Consider the following 16,784-nt stretch of genomic DNA (forward strand, 5'->3'; position numbering starts at 1 on the left):
TCTTAGTGTGTCGCCAGGCGCAAAAACCCGTCGGCAAATTGCCGCAACGGCTCTGCCTTGCGTTCAAGCTTGGCGCGCAGAACCGCGCCTTCCCATCCGATCCAGAAAAACGCGGCCAGCTCATCCGGATCATGTTGTGCCGGAATTTGCCCCGCCTCTTGCGCCAACCGCAGACAAACGGCAGTACGCCACTGCCAATCCTCCAGCACTGAGATCAGACGATCGCTGAATTCGGGCGGAAGCGCGGCCATCTCCTGGCCGAGATTCCCGATCAGACAGCCGCGCCGAAAACCATGCTGCGCCATGCCCAGCTCCGCATCGGAGATAAAACCGCGCAACCGGTCGAGCGGCGCGAGGTCGGCCTTTTCGAACCAGGACGTGAGCTTGGCGGCGAAGTAATCGTGATAGGCGTCGATCAAGGCACGGCCAAACGCGGCCTTGGAGCCGAAATGGTAATAAAAACTGCCCTTGGCCACCCCGGATGCCCGCAGGATTTCATCCACACCGACCGAGGAGTAACCCCGCTCCGTCAGATAGACGAGACCGGCCCGCATCAAGGCCTTGCGCGCGATCTGATCGCTGGCCGCGACAGGAGGGCGCCCGCGCCGACGCGGCTTTTCATTCCCGGATTGCACTTCGGTTTGTCTCATAAAAAATTATTAAACTAATTCGTCCAATAAATAAAAACACTATATAATTCATGTTATCTGACACGCTTGTCAGCGCCTCGTCCCGCTCGGGAATTATCATTTCGGCCAACCACAGGGGAGCCCCAGCCGCCAGATGAATCGCGCTACAGACGAGGGAACTCTTTTCTGACTAAAATCCATTGTCGGGGAAAATTTTGGGGACTATCCCGTCAAACAGACGACAGGGCCGATCGCAAGGATAACCTTTGGTAACTCAAGGCAACTTCCAATTTAGAGCAACACCGCCGCTCGGCGGATGGCCACAGGCGCCCGCGATTGCCTCCGGCTGGTCTTACGGATGCTGTCCGCTCGACGCTCGCTCTCAGAGTTTCGGACCGTTCGCCAATCTGGTTGAAATCTGGCAACAGCGGCGCCCGGACAGTGGCGGCCTGCCTCCACGCAGGGCATTTGAAATGAATGATTTCGAGGCTTGGCTCGGACGGATCTTCATCGCCAAGATCGAGAAGAACCCGACCGACATCCGTTTCACGCTCTGGGGCACAACGCTCGCCGATTGGTGGGGGGTCGATTACACCGGGGAGACTCTCGGGAAACAATCCGAAAGCCCCGAGAGCTGGGCAACTGAACGCCGCTATTTCGAAGCTATGTCAAAAGCGCCGTTCATCGGCATTGCCGGCGGCCTTCTTTCGCAACACGGACGCGATCACATCAAGGTCCTTGGTCTGGACCTGCCCATGTCGGATGGCAGCAATGGATTAACACAGGTGCTGTCAGCGCATATCAGGATCGATCTTGACGATGATTTCAGCACGGTGGCGCCGGATTGTCCTGTCACGCCATTTGACGGCAACGGCCCCTAAGCAAACCCGGCGGCGGAAATCAGGCCGGAATTCTAACCGGACTATGCCCTCCACCGCTCTCGCTGACCATGCCGGCGCGGGCTGCCGCATCGGCAAAAACAGCCCCCACACCGATCAGGACCGGCCGATCAAATCCGACCTCCCCTATCCCGTCGCCCAGTGCCGCCAGGGTTCCGAACCAACAACGCTCGCCGGGCCTGCTGATATCCCGCGCAATCGCGACCGGGGTCTCAGCCGGTAAGCCCGCCTCGCGCAGACGGGTCGAGATTCGCGCACCCGTGCGACCGCCCATATAGAACAGTGTCGTCGTCGCCGGGTCGGCAATTCCATTCCAGTCGAGCGTCTCCGGCAGCCCGCCGTCCCGTGAATGTCCGGTGACAAAGCGGACCGACTGAGCCCTGTCCCGATGGGTAAGAGAAACACCGAAGGCCGAGGCCATGGCGGCACCGGCCGTGATACCGGGAACAATCTCGACCGGCAGTCCTGCCGCTTCAAGTTGCGCGATCTCCTCACCGGCACGCCCGAAAATCATCGGATCGCCAGACTTGAGACGCACCACATGCTTTCCCTGCCGAGCCAGCTTCACCATCAGCGCGTTGATGTCTTCCTGACGGCATGATTCCCGACCGCCGCGCTTGCCGACCAGCATGCGTTTCGCTTCGCGCCGGGCCAGCTCCAGAACCTCGTCCGAGACAAGATCGTCGAACAGGATGACATCCGCCGATTGCAGGACACGGACCGCCTTCATTGTGATCAGATCCGGATCGCCCGGACCGGCGCCGACAAGGGTCACACGCCCACGGTCTTCGGAAGCGGATACACCAACAATCGTCGCCAATTCAGTTTTCTCAAGCCCCGGAAGGAGGCCAGAGAAAGCCCGATCGACAAACCTCTCCCACGCCGCCCTGCGTCCCGCTCCCGGCGCAAACTGGGTCATGATCTTGCCCCGAACCCGCTCCGCCAAGTTGCCCCAGACCGAAAGCGCACGCGGCAGAACAGTTTCGATCCGGCGGCGCACGGCCTGGCCAAGGATCGGTGCCGCACCGCTGGTCGAAATGCCGACCACCACCGGTGAGCGATTGACGATGGAGCCGAACTGGACCTGACAGTAATCGGGCTTGTCGATCACATTGACGATGACACCGGCGGCGCGTGCCGCCGCGTGAAAGCGAGCCGCTTCTTCATCGGACACGGCATCACAGATGGCGAAAGCCATGCCGTCGAGATCCGCAGCACTCCAGTCCCGCCCGATCCGCATGATTTCGCCGGAAGCGGCACCATCTCTCAGCAGATCCAGCATCTCTTCGGAGACATCTTCGGCAAAGACGGAGACCATGGCGCCGGAGGCTGCCAGCAACTCCGCTTTCCAGGCGGCCGCGTCCGTGCCGCCTGCGACCAGCACGGGCTTGCCTTCAAGTGTGCAGAAGACAGGCAAAACCGACAAAGGTTCCAGCCGCACCGGGCGGCGCTCAACCGGTTTTCTGATGTCTCGCATGATCGATAATCCTCTGGATTTCACCACGACATGAACCGCAATTACTGCCCGCGGAAAGGACAGCACCAATCTCGTCGACAGTCGCCGCCCGTCCATCCGCAACGGCACCCGCGATCCTGTTGATGCCGACACTGAAGCAGGAACAGATGATCGAGCCTTCCTCAACTTCACCGGCAGCGGGCCGTCCGGCGAGCGTCAAAAGCCGGTCCTGGGGCCGGCTGAAATCCGCTTCGAGAAGCCCGGTCGCCCAATTACGGGAAGCGGCAACGGGCTCCGGCCCGACGAACAAGGCGCCGATCAGCCTGTCATTCTCGAATGCCGCGAACCGGTGATATCCGCTGCTTTCATCCAGAAACGAAAGAATCTCCTGGCCCGCCTCCATACCGAACAGCGCACGGGCATATGCCGGCCAGTCCTCCGGATTGGTGTCGCCCGCCAACTCCAGACGCCAGCCGCCCGGCGCCGTCGCCAGCGCCCAGTAGCTGCCCGGGACGTCTTTTGGACGCTCATTCAGGACTGCGAAGCCGAACCATTTTGGGATGACGGACGAAATCCGAGCGAATGTTCCCTTCAGCGCGGGTTGGCCGGATACCGGGTCTGTATCCGGCTTGATCACGGCACCAATCCGGCCCGCATTCGAGAACTGGGCCGTCCAGTGCATCGGCGCAAAAACCGTCCCCGGCGCAACCCGGTCGGAGCGTAGAACCCGGAGTATTGCAGTCCCAAAACCGGACTCGACACGGGCAAGCCCAGCCGCATCCAACCCGAGCGCATCTGCGTCGCGAGGGTGAATTTCCAGAAACGGCTCCGCGATATGCTGCGACAGCCGGGTGGATTTCCCGGTGCGCGTCATGGTGTGCCAGTGATCGCGCACCCGGCCGGTATTCAGCCTGAAAAGGCCCGGCTCCCGTGCCCGCTTGGCTGGCGGCGTGACCGGTATGAGTCTCGCCCGTCCATCCGCCGTGGGAAACCCGCCAGTAGAAAACAGCCGCTTCTCGCCCTGACGCTTTTCCGCGCCCGCAAGCGGCCACTGGAACGGTACCATCTCGTCATATTCAGCCGCGTCGATATTGGCATGGGCCGCTAGCGAGAAGAGCCGTGCGCCTTCGTTCCTGTACTCGGAAAGCCGGGCATGCTCGCGATATATCTCCACAGCCGACCGATAGGGAAACGCATCCGCAAACCCCATCCGGCGGGCAATTTCGGAGACAATCCACCAGTCGGCTCTTGTCTCTCCCGGTGCTTTCAGAAAGGCACGCTGACGGGAGATCCGACGCTCCGAATTGGTGACCGTGCCGTCTTTCTCGCCCCAGGCCGTCGCCGGAAGCAGCACATCCGCATGCAGGGTCGTATCGGTCTTCTCGATCACATCGCTGACCACCACGAACGGGCAGTTCTCCAGCGCTTTTGTCACCAGATCGGCATTCGGCAAACTGTCGGCCGGGTTCGTCGCCATGATCCAGAGCGCCTTGATCCGGCCATCGGCCACCGCATCGAACAGATCGACGGCCTTGAGACCCTGACCATGCGGCAAGCTATCACTGTTCCAAAAACCGCCGACGACATCGCGAGCCACCGGATCGCCCAGATCCATGTGAGCTGCAAGCTGGTTCGCAAGGCCCCCGACTTCCCGTCCGCCCATCGCATTCGGCTGCCCTGTGACGGAAAACGGCCCCATTCCCGGACGCCCGATCCGGCCCGTCGCCAGATGGCAATTGATGATCGCGTTCACCTTGTCGGTCCCGGAGGCGGACTGGTTCACGCCCTGGCTATAGACCGTGACAACACGCTCGGAGCTGGCATAGGCCGCGTAGAAAGCCTGGATCGTTCCCTCGGACAGGCCGGTCGCTTCGGCGACCCGCTCCACCGTCCATTCCGCCGCCGCGGCAACGGCTTCGTCAAAACCCGCCGTATGCCGCGCGATATAGGAGCGTTCGAGCGTCCCGGTCTCGGAGAGATGGCGCAGCAATCCGTTAAACAGGGCCGCATCGCCGTCCGCATCGACCGGCAAGTGACTGTCGGCAGCATCGGCCGTCACCGTGCGGCGCGGATCGATGGTCACGATCCGCATCTCCGGCCGCCGCTCCCGCGCCGCCACGACCCGCTGGAACAACACTGGATGACACCAGGCGAGGTTGGAGCCAACCAGGATCAGCAGGTCCGCCTGTTCCAGATCCTCGTAGGTACCGGGGACGATATCCTCACCGAAGGCCCGCTTGTGACCGGCGACGGACGAAGCCATGCAGAGCCGGGAATTGGTGTCGATGTTGGCGGAGCCGATGAAGCCCTTCATCAACTTGTTGGCGACGTAATAATCCTCGGTCAGGAGCTGTCCCGAAACATAGAAGGCCACCGAGTCCGGCCCATGCTCGGCGATGGTCTCGGAAAAACGGGACGCCACCAGATCGAGGGCTTCCTCCCAGCCACTCTCCCTGCCGCCGATCTTCGGGTGCAGCAGGCGCCCCTCCAGATCGACCGTCTCAGCGAGAGCGCTGCCTTTCGAGCACAACCGGCCGAAATTCGCCGGGTGATCAGGGTCCCCAGAGATCCGCACCGCGCCGTCCGCCGCTGTTTCGGCAAGAACACCGCATCCGACCCCGCAATAGGGACAGGTGGTGCGGACCGGCGCGGCTGGTGTCTCCGTCATTCCGTCTTCCCGGAACCACCTGACAGCGATACAGAAACAAGACCGTCGGCGTCCTTGCGCACTTCATAGGTCCGCACGCAGCCCTGGTCGGCCCCCATGGCATCCCCTGTCTGCAGATCGATCACCCAATTGTGCAGCGGGCAAGTCACCGCGCCGTCATGCACGATGCCCTGGCTGAGCGGCCCACCCTTGTGCGGACAATTGTCGTCGATCGCGTAGACCTCGTCCGTCTGGGTCCGGAACACGGCGATCGGCCCACGCGGCAGAAGCACCTGCCTGGCGCCCCGGCGCGGAATGTCCGACAGGCGGCCGATGGTGAACCAATGCTGCGCCTTCGGCTCGGTCGATGTTGGGCTCAACTCGTTCATTCCGCAGCCTCCCGCATGGCGATCCGGTTCATCGGCGCAAACTCATGCGCGTCCTTGCCCGCAACCCTCTCCGCCCACGGATCTTTCTGGGCGAAGCGCTGCGAGTAGAGGAACTTCTCGAAAAGCGCTGTCCGTTTCGCCTCATCCTCGACGACCTGCTCGCGGATAGCGTCGAGACCGACCCGGTCCATCCATTTGTAGATGCGTTCGAGATAGCGGCCCTGCTCGCGGTAGAGCTGGACCACGGCGGCGCAATATTCCAGCGCCTCGGCCTCCGTCTCCACGCTGCACATGACTTCAGTGCCCTTGATATGCATGCCCGCCGCGCCGCCGACATGCAGCTCGTAGCCGGAATCGACGCAGATCACGCCGATATCCTTGCAGGTCGCCTCGGCACAGTTCCGGGGGCAGCCGGAGACCGCCATCTTCACCTTGTGCGGCGTCCAGGAGCCCCACATCATCTTCTCGATCTTCACGCCGAGACCGGTCGAATCCTGGGTGCCGAAGCGGCACCAGTCGGTGCCGACGCAGGTCTTCACCGTCCGCAGGCCCTTGGCGTAGGCATGGCCGGAGACCATTCCGGCCGCGTTCAGATCCGCCCAGACCGCCGGAAGATTTTCCTTCGGCACCCCGAGCAAATCGATCCGCTGACCGCCCGTGACCTTCACGGACGGAATGCCGAACTTGTCCACCACATCGGCGATGGCGCGGAGTTCCTGTGAGCTGGTCATCCCGCCCCACATGCGTGGGACGACGGAATAGGTGCCATCCTTCTGGATGTTCGCATGCACCCGCTCATTGATGTAGCGGGACTGGTAATCGTCCTCGTACTCGCCCGGCCAATCCGCCACCAGATAGAAGTTCAGCGCCGGACGGCATTTCGCGCAGCCGCAGGAGGTTCTCCATTCCAGCTCCTGCATCACCGCCGGGATCGATTTAAGCTCCTTGGCGACGATCAGACGGCGCACATCGTCGTGGCTGAGATCCGTGCATCCGCACATCGGCTGCACCGCATCCGGGACAAAGCCGTCGCCGAGCGTGAAGGCCATCAGCTGCTCGACCAAACCGGTGCAGGAACCGCAGGAGGCAGAGGCCTTGGTGCGAGCGCGCACCTCATCCAACGAGGTCAGGCCATGCTCTGTGATGGCACCCACGATTTTCGATTTGCAAACGCCGTTACAGCCACAGATTTCCGCATCATCCGGCAAGGCTGCAACGGCCGCCGTAGGGTCCAGCGGGGACCCTCCGGCATAGTTCTGACCGAAGATCAGCGTCTCGCGCATCTCTTCGATGGAGGCACCCTCGCGCATCAGCTGGAAGAACCAGGCGCCGTCCTTGGTGTCGCCGTAAAGCACGATGCCGATGAGCTTGTCTTCCTGGATGACCAGACGCTTGTAGACACCGTTCGTCGCATCCCGCAGGACAATCTCCTCGCGGTCCTTGCCCTCGGCAAAGTCACCGGCGGAAAACAGGTCGATGCCGGTGACCTTGAGCCGTGTCGAGGTGACCGAGCCGGTATAGGTCGCGCTGCCATCCTGCAGCCGGTCCGCCACGACGGCAGCCATCTCGTAAAGCGGCGCAACCAGCCCGTAGGCCGTGCCGCGATGCTCGACGCATTCACCAACCGCGAGGATGTCCGGATCCGAAGTCTGCATGGCATCGTCGACGACAATGCCGCGATTGACCTCAAGGCCTGCATCGCGCGCCAGATCGCCGTTCGGCCGGATGCCGACAGCCATGACCACAATATCCGCCGGAAGCTCTGTCCCGTCATCCAGGCGCACACCCTCGACACGCTCCTCGCCGAGGATCTCGTGGGTGTTCGCCGCTGTCCGGACCTTGATGCCCCGCGCCTCGATTGCGCGTTCAAGCAGATAGCCCGCCGCCGTGTCGAGCTGACGCTCCATCAGGGTCGGCATCAGGTGCAGGACGGTGACGTCCATGCCCCGTTCCGTCAGCCCTGCCGCCGCTTCCAGACCGAGCAGGCCGCCGCCGATGACGACCGCCGATCCGCCAGACTTGGCGGCTGCGAGCATTGCCTCGACATCGTCCAGATCCCGATAGGTCAGCACCCCGTCCAGATCCTTGCCCGGAATGGGAATGATGAAAGGAGAGGAGCCGGTCGCGATCAGCAGCTTGTCGTAATCAACGACGCTGCCATCGGCACCGGTGACCTGCTTCTTCTCCCGGTCGATGGAAGTTGCCTTACAGCCTTTCTTCAGGGTCAGACCGTGCTCGGCATACCAGGCATCGTCATGGATCAGGATGTCCTCGTAGCTTTTCTCACCGGACAGGACCGGCGAGAGCATGATCCGGTCGTAATTGACCCGGGGTTCCGCGTTGAAAATGGTGATCTCGTAGGCGTCGGGTGCCTTTTCCAGCAACCGCTCCAGCGCCCGCCCAGGCGCCATACCGTTTCCGATCACGACGAGTTTTTTTCTTATTGTCATGATGATCTCCGTTTCCACCCTTTAAGCCGCCTCGTCCTTGGAACTGGCGGGAGACGATGGCGCCGGAGCCGGTTTCTTCGGATCGGCGCCACCTTCGTAATCAGCAAGGAATTGCAGGACCTGCTGGCGATAGCGGTAGTAGTCGGGATGATCGAGCAGTGCCCGGCGCGAACGCGGCCGTGGCAGGTCGACTTCCATGATTTCCCCGATGCGGGCGTTCGGCCCGTTCGTCATCATCACCACCTTGTCGGCCAGCAGAATCGCTTCATCGACATCGTGGGTGACGCAGATCGAGGTCACCTGGGTACGGCTCCAGACCTCCATCAGGACTTCCTGGAGATCCCAGCGCGTCAGGCTGTCCAGCATGCCGAACGGCTCATCCAGCAGCAGCAGTTTGGGAGACAGGGCAAATGCCCGGGCAATGCCGACGCGCTGCTTCATGCCGTTGGAAAGATCCTTGGCGGACCGGTCCATGGCATCGGCAAGGCCGACGCGGGTCAGGTAATATTCGACAATGTCGCGGCGTTCGCTTTCGGAGGCATGCGGATAGACACGCTCCACCCCGAGCTCGACATTTTGACGCGCCGTCAGCCAGGGCATCAGGGACGGCGCCTGGAACACCACGCCACGATCCGGCCCGGCGCCGGAAACTTCGTGACCATCGAGAATGATCCCGCCGCCGCTGATGTCTGTAAGGCCGGCGACCATCGACAGCACCGTGGACTTGCCGCAGCCCGAATGCCCGATCAGCGAGATGAACTCACCCTGCTTCAGCTTCAGATCGAAACCGTCGACGACTGTCAGCGGGCCTTTTGGCGTCGGGTAGACTTTCCGGACGTCCGAGAACTCCACATACCCTTCCTGGATCGCGGACTTCGCGGTGTCCCGATAGACTTTCGGCGGCGCATCCTTCCGGGTGATCGGAACCACTTGCGGCAGCGATATGCTTTCGTCCGCAGTACCGGCCGCAGTCGCGCCGATATCCATCAGGTACTGGGTGATCTCCGCCCGCAACCGTTTGAAGGTCGGGTTATCGTTCATTACCGAACGTTCGCGTGGGCGCGGAATATTCACCTTGAAGTCGGGGCCGAGCGTGGCACCCGGTCCGGTCGTCAGCGGGATCACCCGGTCGGCGAGCAGCAGGGCTTCATCAACATCGTTGGTGATCAGGATCACCGTCTTGCGGTCCCGGCTCCAGATCTGCTCGATCTCGTCCTGCAGCTTTGCCCGCGTCAGCGCATCCAACGCGGAAAGCGGCTCGTCCAACAGCAGCATCTCCGGGCTCATCGCCAAGGCACGAGCCACGGCCACACGCTGCCGCATGCCGCCAGAAAGCTCCGCCGGCCGCCGCTCGGCGGCATGGCTGAGGCCGACCATGGCAATCGCCGCCTCGACGCGCTGACGGCGCTGGGCCCTGCTTTCGCCGGAGAAGATCTCGTCCACGGCAAGCGCGATGTTGCCCTGAACGGTGAGCCAGGGCATCAGCGAATAGCTCTGGAACACCACGCCCCGGTCGGGGCCCGGCCCTTTCACCGGCGCCCCCTTGAGCAGGATCTCACCCTTGTCCGCTTCGATCAGTCCGGCAATCGCGGAGATCAGGGTGGTTTTTCCTGAACCGGAGAAGCCCAGGATGGCGACGAATTCGCCTTCATCCACCGTCAGGTTCACATCCTCCAGCACCGAGGTTCGGCGATCGCCAACACCGTGGGATTTGGAGATATTTCTGAGTTCGAGAAATGCCATCCGACCGCTCCTCACCGGGTTTCCGAGAAGGAGAACATCGTCTGCAGCGCCATCATCACCCGGTCCAGCAGGAAGCCGATAATGCCGATGGTGAAAACCGCGACCATGATCTTGGCGAGGGACTGGGAGGAGCCATTCTGGAACTCATCCCAGACGAACTTTCCGAGCCCCGGATTTTGCGCCAGCATCTCGGCCGCGATCAGCACCATCCATCCGACGCCGAGCGAAAGACGCAGCCCGGTGAAGATCAGCGGCATGGCAGACGGCAGCACCAGTTTGATGACCTTGACCGACCAGGAGAGATTGAGCACACGCCCAACATTGATCAGGTCCTTCTCGATGCTCGCGACCCCGAGTGCCGTATTGATCAGCGTCGGCCAGAGCGAGCAGAGCGTGACCGTGACCGCGGAGATGATGAAACTCTTCGGGAACATCTCGCTGTTGGTTGTCGAAAGGGCCGAGACGATCATCGTGACAATCGGCAGCCAGGCGAGCGGACTGACCGGCTTGAAAATCTGGATCAGCGGATTGAGCGCCGCCGTGGCCGAGCGTGACAGGCCGCAGATAACCCCGATGGGCACGGCAAACAAAGTGGCGATGCCGAACCCGAGCGCGACAGTCACCAGCGACGTGCCGATCTGGTCGAGATAGGTCGGCTGGCCCGTGTAGTTGCGGTGCTTGACCTTGTCCGCCTTGCCGGCGGCAATCAGCTTCTCGTTGCGTTTGTCCTGGCGGAGATAGAAGGCGTCCTCCTTCTCCCGCTCACGCATATGGTCGGCATAGAGGCTTTCCACCTGCTCCCAGACACCCGCCGGACCCGGAACCGTGCCAAGAGATGTCTGCACCATCGGCGCCGTCATCGCCCAGAGAGCCAGGAACAGCCCGATACCCAGCGCCGGCAACCCGAGGCTGCGCCAGAGTTCTCCAAGCTGCACGGACGGATTGTCTCCGGCAGCAATCTTCAGCAGCGGCGAAATCCAGCCAAGCGCGACGAGATTGAGATACGGGTCCAGCCGGGCAATCCGTGCAAAGAGCCGGTCACGGCGTGCGGCGCGGGCTTTCTCCGTGGCTTCATCGGGGAGCTGCATCGCATCTGTTGCGGTCATTATCTGCGTCCTCGGTATTATTTGGATCAGACAGGAATGGGGAGCGGGCCGGCGACTGGGGACGCCGGCCCGGCTCCGTTCAGCCTCCGGCAACCTGGTTGCCGGTGACGATTTCCTTGCCCTTCAGGCCGATCGGGAACTGCTCCAGATAGGCGTTGGGCGTACGGCCATCGAAGGTCTTCTCATCGATGAACTCGGACTGCGGCGCGCGATATCCGTCCGTCTCCCAGGGGAAGTCGGCTTTCGCCACATGACCTTCCTCGACCAGCATCTTCGCGGCCTTCAGATAGAGATCCGGGCGATAGACCTTGCGCGCGACCTCGTCATACCAGGCATCGGTCTTGGCTTCCGTGATCTGGCCCCAGCGGCGCATCTGGGTCAGGTACCAGACCGCGTCCGAATAAAAGGGGTAGGTCGCGAAATAGCGGTAGAAGACGTTGAAATCCGGGACCGAGCGCTTGTCGCCCTTCTCGTATTCGAAAGTGCCGGTCATGGAGTTGGCGATGACTTCCTTGTCCGCGCCGACATATTCGGAGCGGGACAGGATCTCGACAGCTTCCATGCGGTTGGCATTGTCGTTCTCATCCAGCCACTTGGCGGCACGGATCAGCGCCTTGGTCATGGCCAGCGTGGTGTTCGGGTATTTCTCGGCGAACCCGGCAGTGATACCGAAGACCTTCTCCGGATTGTTCTTCCAGATCTCGTAGTCTGTGATCACCGGCACCCCGATACCCTTGAACACAGCCTGCTGGTTCCACGGCTCACCCACGCAATAGCCATAGATGGTTCCGGCTTCGAGGGTGGCCGGCATCTGCGGCGGCGGCGTCACGGAGAGCAGCGCGTCGCCCAGGATCTGCCCGGAGATATTCTCCTTGCTGTAGAAGCCCGGATGAATACCGCCTGCGGCGAGCCAGTAGCGCAGCTCGTAATTATGGGTCGAGACCGGGAACACCATGCCCATGTTGAAGGGCTTGCCTTCGGCCTTGTACTGCTCGACCACCGGCTTCAGGGCGTCCGCCTTGATCGGGTGAACCGGCCTGCCGTCCGCGCCTTTCGGAATATGCGGCAGCATCTGCTCCCAGACCTCGTTGGAAACGGTGATGCCGTTGCCGTTCAGGTCCATGGAAAATGGCGTAATGATATGGGCCTCGGTGCCGAACCCGATGGTTGCGGCAAGCGGCTGGCCAGCCAGCATATGGGCACCGTCGAGCTCACCGGTGATCACCCGGTCCAGCAGCACTTTCCAGTTCGCTTGCGGCTCCAGGCTGACGAACAGCCCTTCATCCTCGAAATAGCCCTTCTCGTAGGCGATCGCGAGCGGGGCCATATCCGTCAGTTTGATGAAGCCGAACTTCAGCTCGTCTTTTTCAACGTCGAGCATTTCGGCACTGGCCGGTCCGGCCAGGGCGGCGGCGCAGACCAGCGCGGCCGATAGCATTCTCAATCCACGAACGAGTTGCATCTTGTCTCTCCGACTTCGGCCTTGCGTGACACTTTTCCTGTCCGCTGGCCGGATGTTGTCCGAGGGCATAAAAAAAGCCGCCGACCCCGAAGTCCGCGAAACGCGGTACTCTGGATCGAGCGGCTTTGCCCGGCTACCGCCCCGTCATCGGGGCTTTATGTGCAGACGGCCCGCCTTTGGGCCTGTCCGTATCTCGCAATGCAGCATAAACCAATTTCAGAGTTGCACAAGAGCGAAAAGATGAAAAATTGACCAAATAGGTTTTTTGCCTATTTTTTGCTCACCTGCTCAATTTAGTCGCGCTCACTCACTCGGCGCCGGGTCGAAAACACCCCCGTCGCAGAAGGCATCAGGGCCGAGAAACAGGCGGCCAAGAGCGGATGCCGCCGGTGTTGATTCATGCAGCGCCCCCTCTACTTTCGAATTGGCACTCGGGATCGCAATGCCGAGTGGCGTCAGGGCTTCGCGATAGAGGTTCGGCGCCATGGTATTGCGGACCACACGCTGCAGCTCCGGCGTTGCAGAGACAAAGCCCCAACGCTCCATTTGCGTCAGCAGCCAGAGCGCCTGGGACAGCCATGGGAAACTCGACGCCCCGTCCTGGAAAACCACGAAACGGTCTATTTTTCCCTGCAGCCCCTGCGGCGTTCTGGTCAGATCACCCGACAGCGCCCGCTCAATCACCTCCGCCGAGAGATCAAGATAGGCCTCTCTCGCCAGCAGCTCGGAGAGCGTCACCCGATTGCTCGGGTCCTGCACCCATGCCGACGCCCGGTAAAGCGCACGCAGCAGGCCCTGCACGGCACCCGCATTCGCCTCCGCCCAGCTTCGGCGCATCCCGAAAACCTTCTCCGGCGCTCCGGCCCAGATCTCGGTCGCGGACAGGAAAATCGAGGCCTCGCCCCGGTCCACCGCGACAGAGCCCCAGGGCTCCCCGACCATCATCCCGTCAATGACCCCGTTGCCAATCGCCTCCGGCATCAGCGGCGGCGGAACAACCTCGATCCGGACATCGCGAGCCGGGTCTATGCCTTCGGAAGCAAGCCAGTAGCGCAGCAAAAAGTGATGGGTCGAAAAGAAGAACGGCACCCCGAATGTCACTGGCCGCCCCAGGGCGCCCGCCCGAATACGGGCCGCAATATCCTTCGCCCCGGCATCCGGAGGCAGCCCCACCGCCTCAAGAAAAGCGGAGGTGGCGCAGAGAACATCGCCGTTGAGATTCAGAACATAGGGCACGATCAGATCGGCTGGCGGCCCTGCCAATCCGAGATTCGTCGCCAGCGCCATCGGTGCCAGCAGGTGGGAGCCATCATAGAGCCCAACCGCAAGCTTGTCGCGGATATTGGACCAGGAAATCTCGCGGTGAAGCGAGACCTCAATGCCTTCCTCGCGGGCGAAGCCGATTTCCTTCAGGGCAACCAGCGGCGCTACGTCGACCAACGGGATAAAACCAATTCGGATCTCGGTCATTGGTGAAAGAGCTCCGCAGTAGTCACAATACCCTCGGCAATCTCGACGATCCGCCTGTTCTGATTCATCGCGGTGTTGCGCAGGAGCTTGTAGGCCTCCTCCTCCTCAATCCCCCGCATCTTCATCAGGATGCCCTTTGCCCGGTCGATCAGCTTGCGCTCGGCAAGCGCGGCCTTGGCTGTGTCGAGCTCGGTCTGCAGGCGGGTGAAAGCGTTGTAACGGCTGATCGCCAGGTCCATGACCGGCTTGATCCGCGCCTTGGCGAGACCGTTCACGACATAGGCACCGACACCAGCCTCGACCGCTGCCGCAATCGAACTCTCGCCGGTATCGTCGACGAACATGGCGACGGGTCGCTTGACCTGGCGCGAGACCTCGAACATCTGCTCCAGCATGTCTCTGCTCGGCGCCTCGAGGTCGATCAGCACGGCGTCGGGATCAAGCTCGCCCAGCCGTTCCAGCAGCCGGTCCGTCTCGGCGACGACCACAACATCCGGAAACCCGGCCTCTGCAAGTGCCTCCTTGATCAGGCCGGCACGCTCGTTCTGCAGATCAATGACAACGATCTTCATGGAATAACAGGTATCCAGCAGCGGTGAATCGCCATATCGCAATGCAAAAAACACGCCATCACCACGCCCATGGCGCTGAAGGCATTCTTTTCCGCTTGAAAGATGAAACAGGCTCACAACCGCGCTTTTCCTGACAAAAAGCCGATATCAGTCAAGCCGCCGAAAGAGAACTTTCCTGGCGGTCAAATATTTCGCACTTGCAAAATAAAAAATCTTCTCCCTACCCTGTAAGCATGACTGGTTCTCATTCACATGAGGGCCAAGTCTCCGCCGCAACGACGCGGTATTTCTGTCAAGCGGCCTCCCAGGAGGCCAGCAGCAATGACGCTGCAACTTCGTCTCTCCCGATTTCCGGGCGAGGCGTGGGTGTGCGGCGTTCATTCATCTCCGCATTCCCGGACCGAATACCGTGCGACGCCGGAGTCCCGGCGTCTTCCAGGTCAGAGCGGAGACAAGATGCCGGACCAATCTTCCTTCATCGCTCAAGTACACCGCTCGGCCTCTGGCTTTCTTCCCGATGAAAGGACCCAGAAATGGCTTACATAAATCCTTCTGAGTTCGCGGCAAAGATGATCGACGCAGGTGAGTCGAAAGTCTTCATGTCCACGAAGGATACCCTGATCCGCGCTTACATGGCGGGCGCCATCCTCGCGCTCGCGGCGGCTTTCGCCGTCACCGTCGCCGTGAATACCGGCCAGTTTCTGATCGGTGCCCTGCTCTTCCCGGTTGGCTTCTGCACGCTCTACCTGCTCGGCTTCGATCTGCTGACGGGCGTGTTCACGCTCTGCCCGCTCGCCCTGCTCGACAAGCGGCCCGGCGTGACCGTGAACGGCGTGCTCCGCAACTGGGGCCTCGTCTTCGTCGGTAATTTCGCCGGCGCTTTCACTGTCGCCGTGTTCATGGCCATCATCTTCACCACCGGATTTTCCGAAGCGCCAAATGCGGTCGGCCAAAAGATCGGCGTGATCGGTGAATCCCGGACCGTCGGTTACGCCGAGCACGGCTTCGCCGGCATGCTGACGCTCTTCGTCCGGGCCGTCATGTGCAACTGGATGGTCTCGACCGGTGTGGTCGCGGCAATGCTGTCGACTTCCGTCTCCGGCAAGGTCATCGCCATGTGGATGCCGATCCTGATTTTCTTCTATCTCGGTTTCGAGCATTCCATCGTGAACATGTTCCTGTTCCCGTCCGGATTGCTGCTTGGTGGTGACTTCACCGTGATGGACTACCTGATCTGGAACGAAATCCCGACTGTGATCGGCAATCTGGTCGGCGGCCTGACCTTCGTCGGCGCCACGATCTACGCCACCCACTACAAGACCTCACCGAAGCGTACCCCGGCGGGTACCTCGACCAAATCCGCCAGCGTTCCGGCTGAGTAATCCACAATCGCGCGGGAGCCCGGCCGGATGGCCGGGCTCTTCGACAACCGGAAACTCATAATGCCCAACGACATGAGCCCGGCACCGGGCCTCACGGTCAGCGTCGGAAGTTATTCGGCCGCAGGCCGCAAACGCGTAAACCAGGATTTCCATGGCGCCATGCTGCCCGAAGGCAGGAGCCTGCGCCTGAAAGGCATCGTTCTGGCCGTAGCCGACGGCATCAGCACCAGCTCGGTCAGCCGGGAAGCTGCCGAGACCTGCGTCAAGGCCTTGCTGACCGACTATTACTGCACCACCGATAGCTGGACGGCCAAAACAGCCGCCAGCCGCGTGATGACCGCGACCAATTCCTGGCTGCATGCCCAGAGCCGGCGGGCCCATCTCGAGAGCATTGATCTCGGCTGGGTCTGCACACTCTCCGCCATGATCCTGAAACACCGGACGGCACATCTGTTTCATGTAGGAGACAGCCGGATCAGCCGCCTCAGCGGAGAGAGTCTGGAGCCACTGACCCGCGAGCACCACCTCACGCTATCCGCGGGCGAAACCTGCCTCAGCCGGGCCATGGGTGCCGCCCGC

At 61.7% G+C, this 16,784-nt stretch carries 13 protein-coding genes; 3 read left to right on the top strand and 10 right to left on the bottom strand.

The genetic code is table 11. From position 1 onward, the window contains the following. Positions 1–2: 2 nt before the first annotated feature. Complete coding sequence (gene acuR, locus IG629_RS20995) at positions 3–635, bottom strand: acrylate utilization transcriptional regulator AcuR (protein ID WP_319025147.1); 633 nt, start codon at positions 633–635, stop codon at positions 3–5. A gap of 260 nt (positions 636–895) precedes the next feature. Between acuR and IG629_RS21000 the strand changes: the two genes are divergently transcribed. Then, positions 896–1,510 carry a PAS domain-containing protein gene (locus IG629_RS21000; RefSeq protein WP_193173869.1) on the top strand — a complete coding sequence of 205 codons (615 nt, stop codon included), beginning with the start codon at positions 896–898 and terminating at the stop codon, positions 1,508–1,510. A 19-nt stretch (positions 1,511–1,529) separates the two neighbouring features. Here IG629_RS21000 and cysG read toward each other — a convergent pair whose 3' ends face one another. The 9 genes from cysG to IG629_RS21045 all read right to left on the bottom strand — a co-directional run bounded on the left by cysG (position 1,530) and on the right by IG629_RS21045 (position 14,823). Further along, positions 1,530–3,005 (bottom strand): siroheme synthase CysG, encoded by a 1,476-nt coding sequence (gene cysG, locus IG629_RS21005; protein WP_193173870.1) that lies wholly within the window; start codon positions 3,003–3,005, stop codon positions 1,530–1,532. Further along, the gene (locus IG629_RS21010; protein WP_193173871.1) at positions 2,980–5,652 is read right to left on the bottom strand and encodes a nitrate reductase; all 2,673 of its coding nucleotides are present in this window, start codon (positions 5,650–5,652) and stop codon (positions 2,980–2,982) included. The genes cysG and IG629_RS21010 overlap by 26 nt, the downstream gene beginning before the upstream one ends. Beyond that, positions 5,649–6,020 (bottom strand): nitrite reductase small subunit NirD, encoded by a 372-nt coding sequence (gene nirD / locus IG629_RS21015; RefSeq protein ID WP_193173872.1) that lies wholly within the window; start codon positions 6,018–6,020, stop codon positions 5,649–5,651. Before nirD ends, IG629_RS21010 begins: the two co-directional genes overlap by 4 nt. Further along, on the bottom strand, positions 6,017–8,470 hold the full coding sequence (gene nirB / locus IG629_RS21020) for a nitrite reductase large subunit NirB (RefSeq protein WP_193173873.1): 2,454 nt from the start codon (positions 8,468–8,470) through the stop codon (positions 6,017–6,019). Before nirB ends, nirD begins: the two co-directional genes overlap by 4 nt. A gap of 21 nt (positions 8,471–8,491) precedes the next feature. After that, complete coding sequence (locus IG629_RS21025; RefSeq protein WP_193173874.1) at positions 8,492–10,213, bottom strand: ABC transporter ATP-binding protein; 1,722 nt, start codon at positions 10,211–10,213, stop codon at positions 8,492–8,494. Between the two features lie 11 nt (positions 10,214–10,224). Further along, positions 10,225–11,319 (bottom strand): ABC transporter permease, encoded by a 1,095-nt coding sequence (locus IG629_RS21030; protein WP_028466694.1) that lies wholly within the window; start codon positions 11,317–11,319, stop codon positions 10,225–10,227. A 79-nt stretch (positions 11,320–11,398) separates the two neighbouring features. Further along, a complete protein-coding gene (locus tag IG629_RS21035) occupies positions 11,399–12,781 on the bottom strand; it encodes a CmpA/NrtA family ABC transporter substrate-binding protein (protein ID WP_028466693.1) in 1,383 nt (460 codons plus the stop codon). A gap of 303 nt (positions 12,782–13,084) precedes the next feature. Then, positions 13,085–14,251: a CmpA/NrtA family ABC transporter substrate-binding protein gene (locus IG629_RS21040; RefSeq protein WP_193173875.1), complete on the bottom strand. Its 1,167-nt coding sequence runs from the start codon at positions 14,249–14,251 to the stop codon at positions 13,085–13,087. Next, positions 14,248–14,823, bottom strand: coding sequence for an ANTAR domain-containing response regulator (locus IG629_RS21045; RefSeq protein WP_036554591.1), 576 nt, complete (start codon positions 14,821–14,823; stop codon positions 14,248–14,250). Before IG629_RS21045 ends, IG629_RS21040 begins: the two co-directional genes overlap by 4 nt. A 533-nt stretch (positions 14,824–15,356) precedes the next feature. Here IG629_RS21045 and IG629_RS21050 point away from each other — a divergent pair. Both IG629_RS21050 and IG629_RS21055 read left to right on the top strand, forming a co-directional pair. Further along, positions 15,357–16,205, top strand: coding sequence for a formate/nitrite transporter family protein (locus IG629_RS21050; protein ID WP_193173876.1), 849 nt, complete (start codon positions 15,357–15,359; stop codon positions 16,203–16,205). Positions 16,206–16,265: 60 nt separating this feature from the next. After that, the coding region (locus tag IG629_RS21055; protein ID WP_226886998.1) for a PP2C family protein-serine/threonine phosphatase at positions 16,266–16,784 on the top strand (519 nt) is incomplete at its 3' end.

The organism is Nisaea nitritireducens (genome assembly GCF_014904795.1).
Lineage (GTDB): Bacteria > Pseudomonadota > Alphaproteobacteria > Thalassobaculales > Thalassobaculaceae > Nisaea > Nisaea nitritireducens.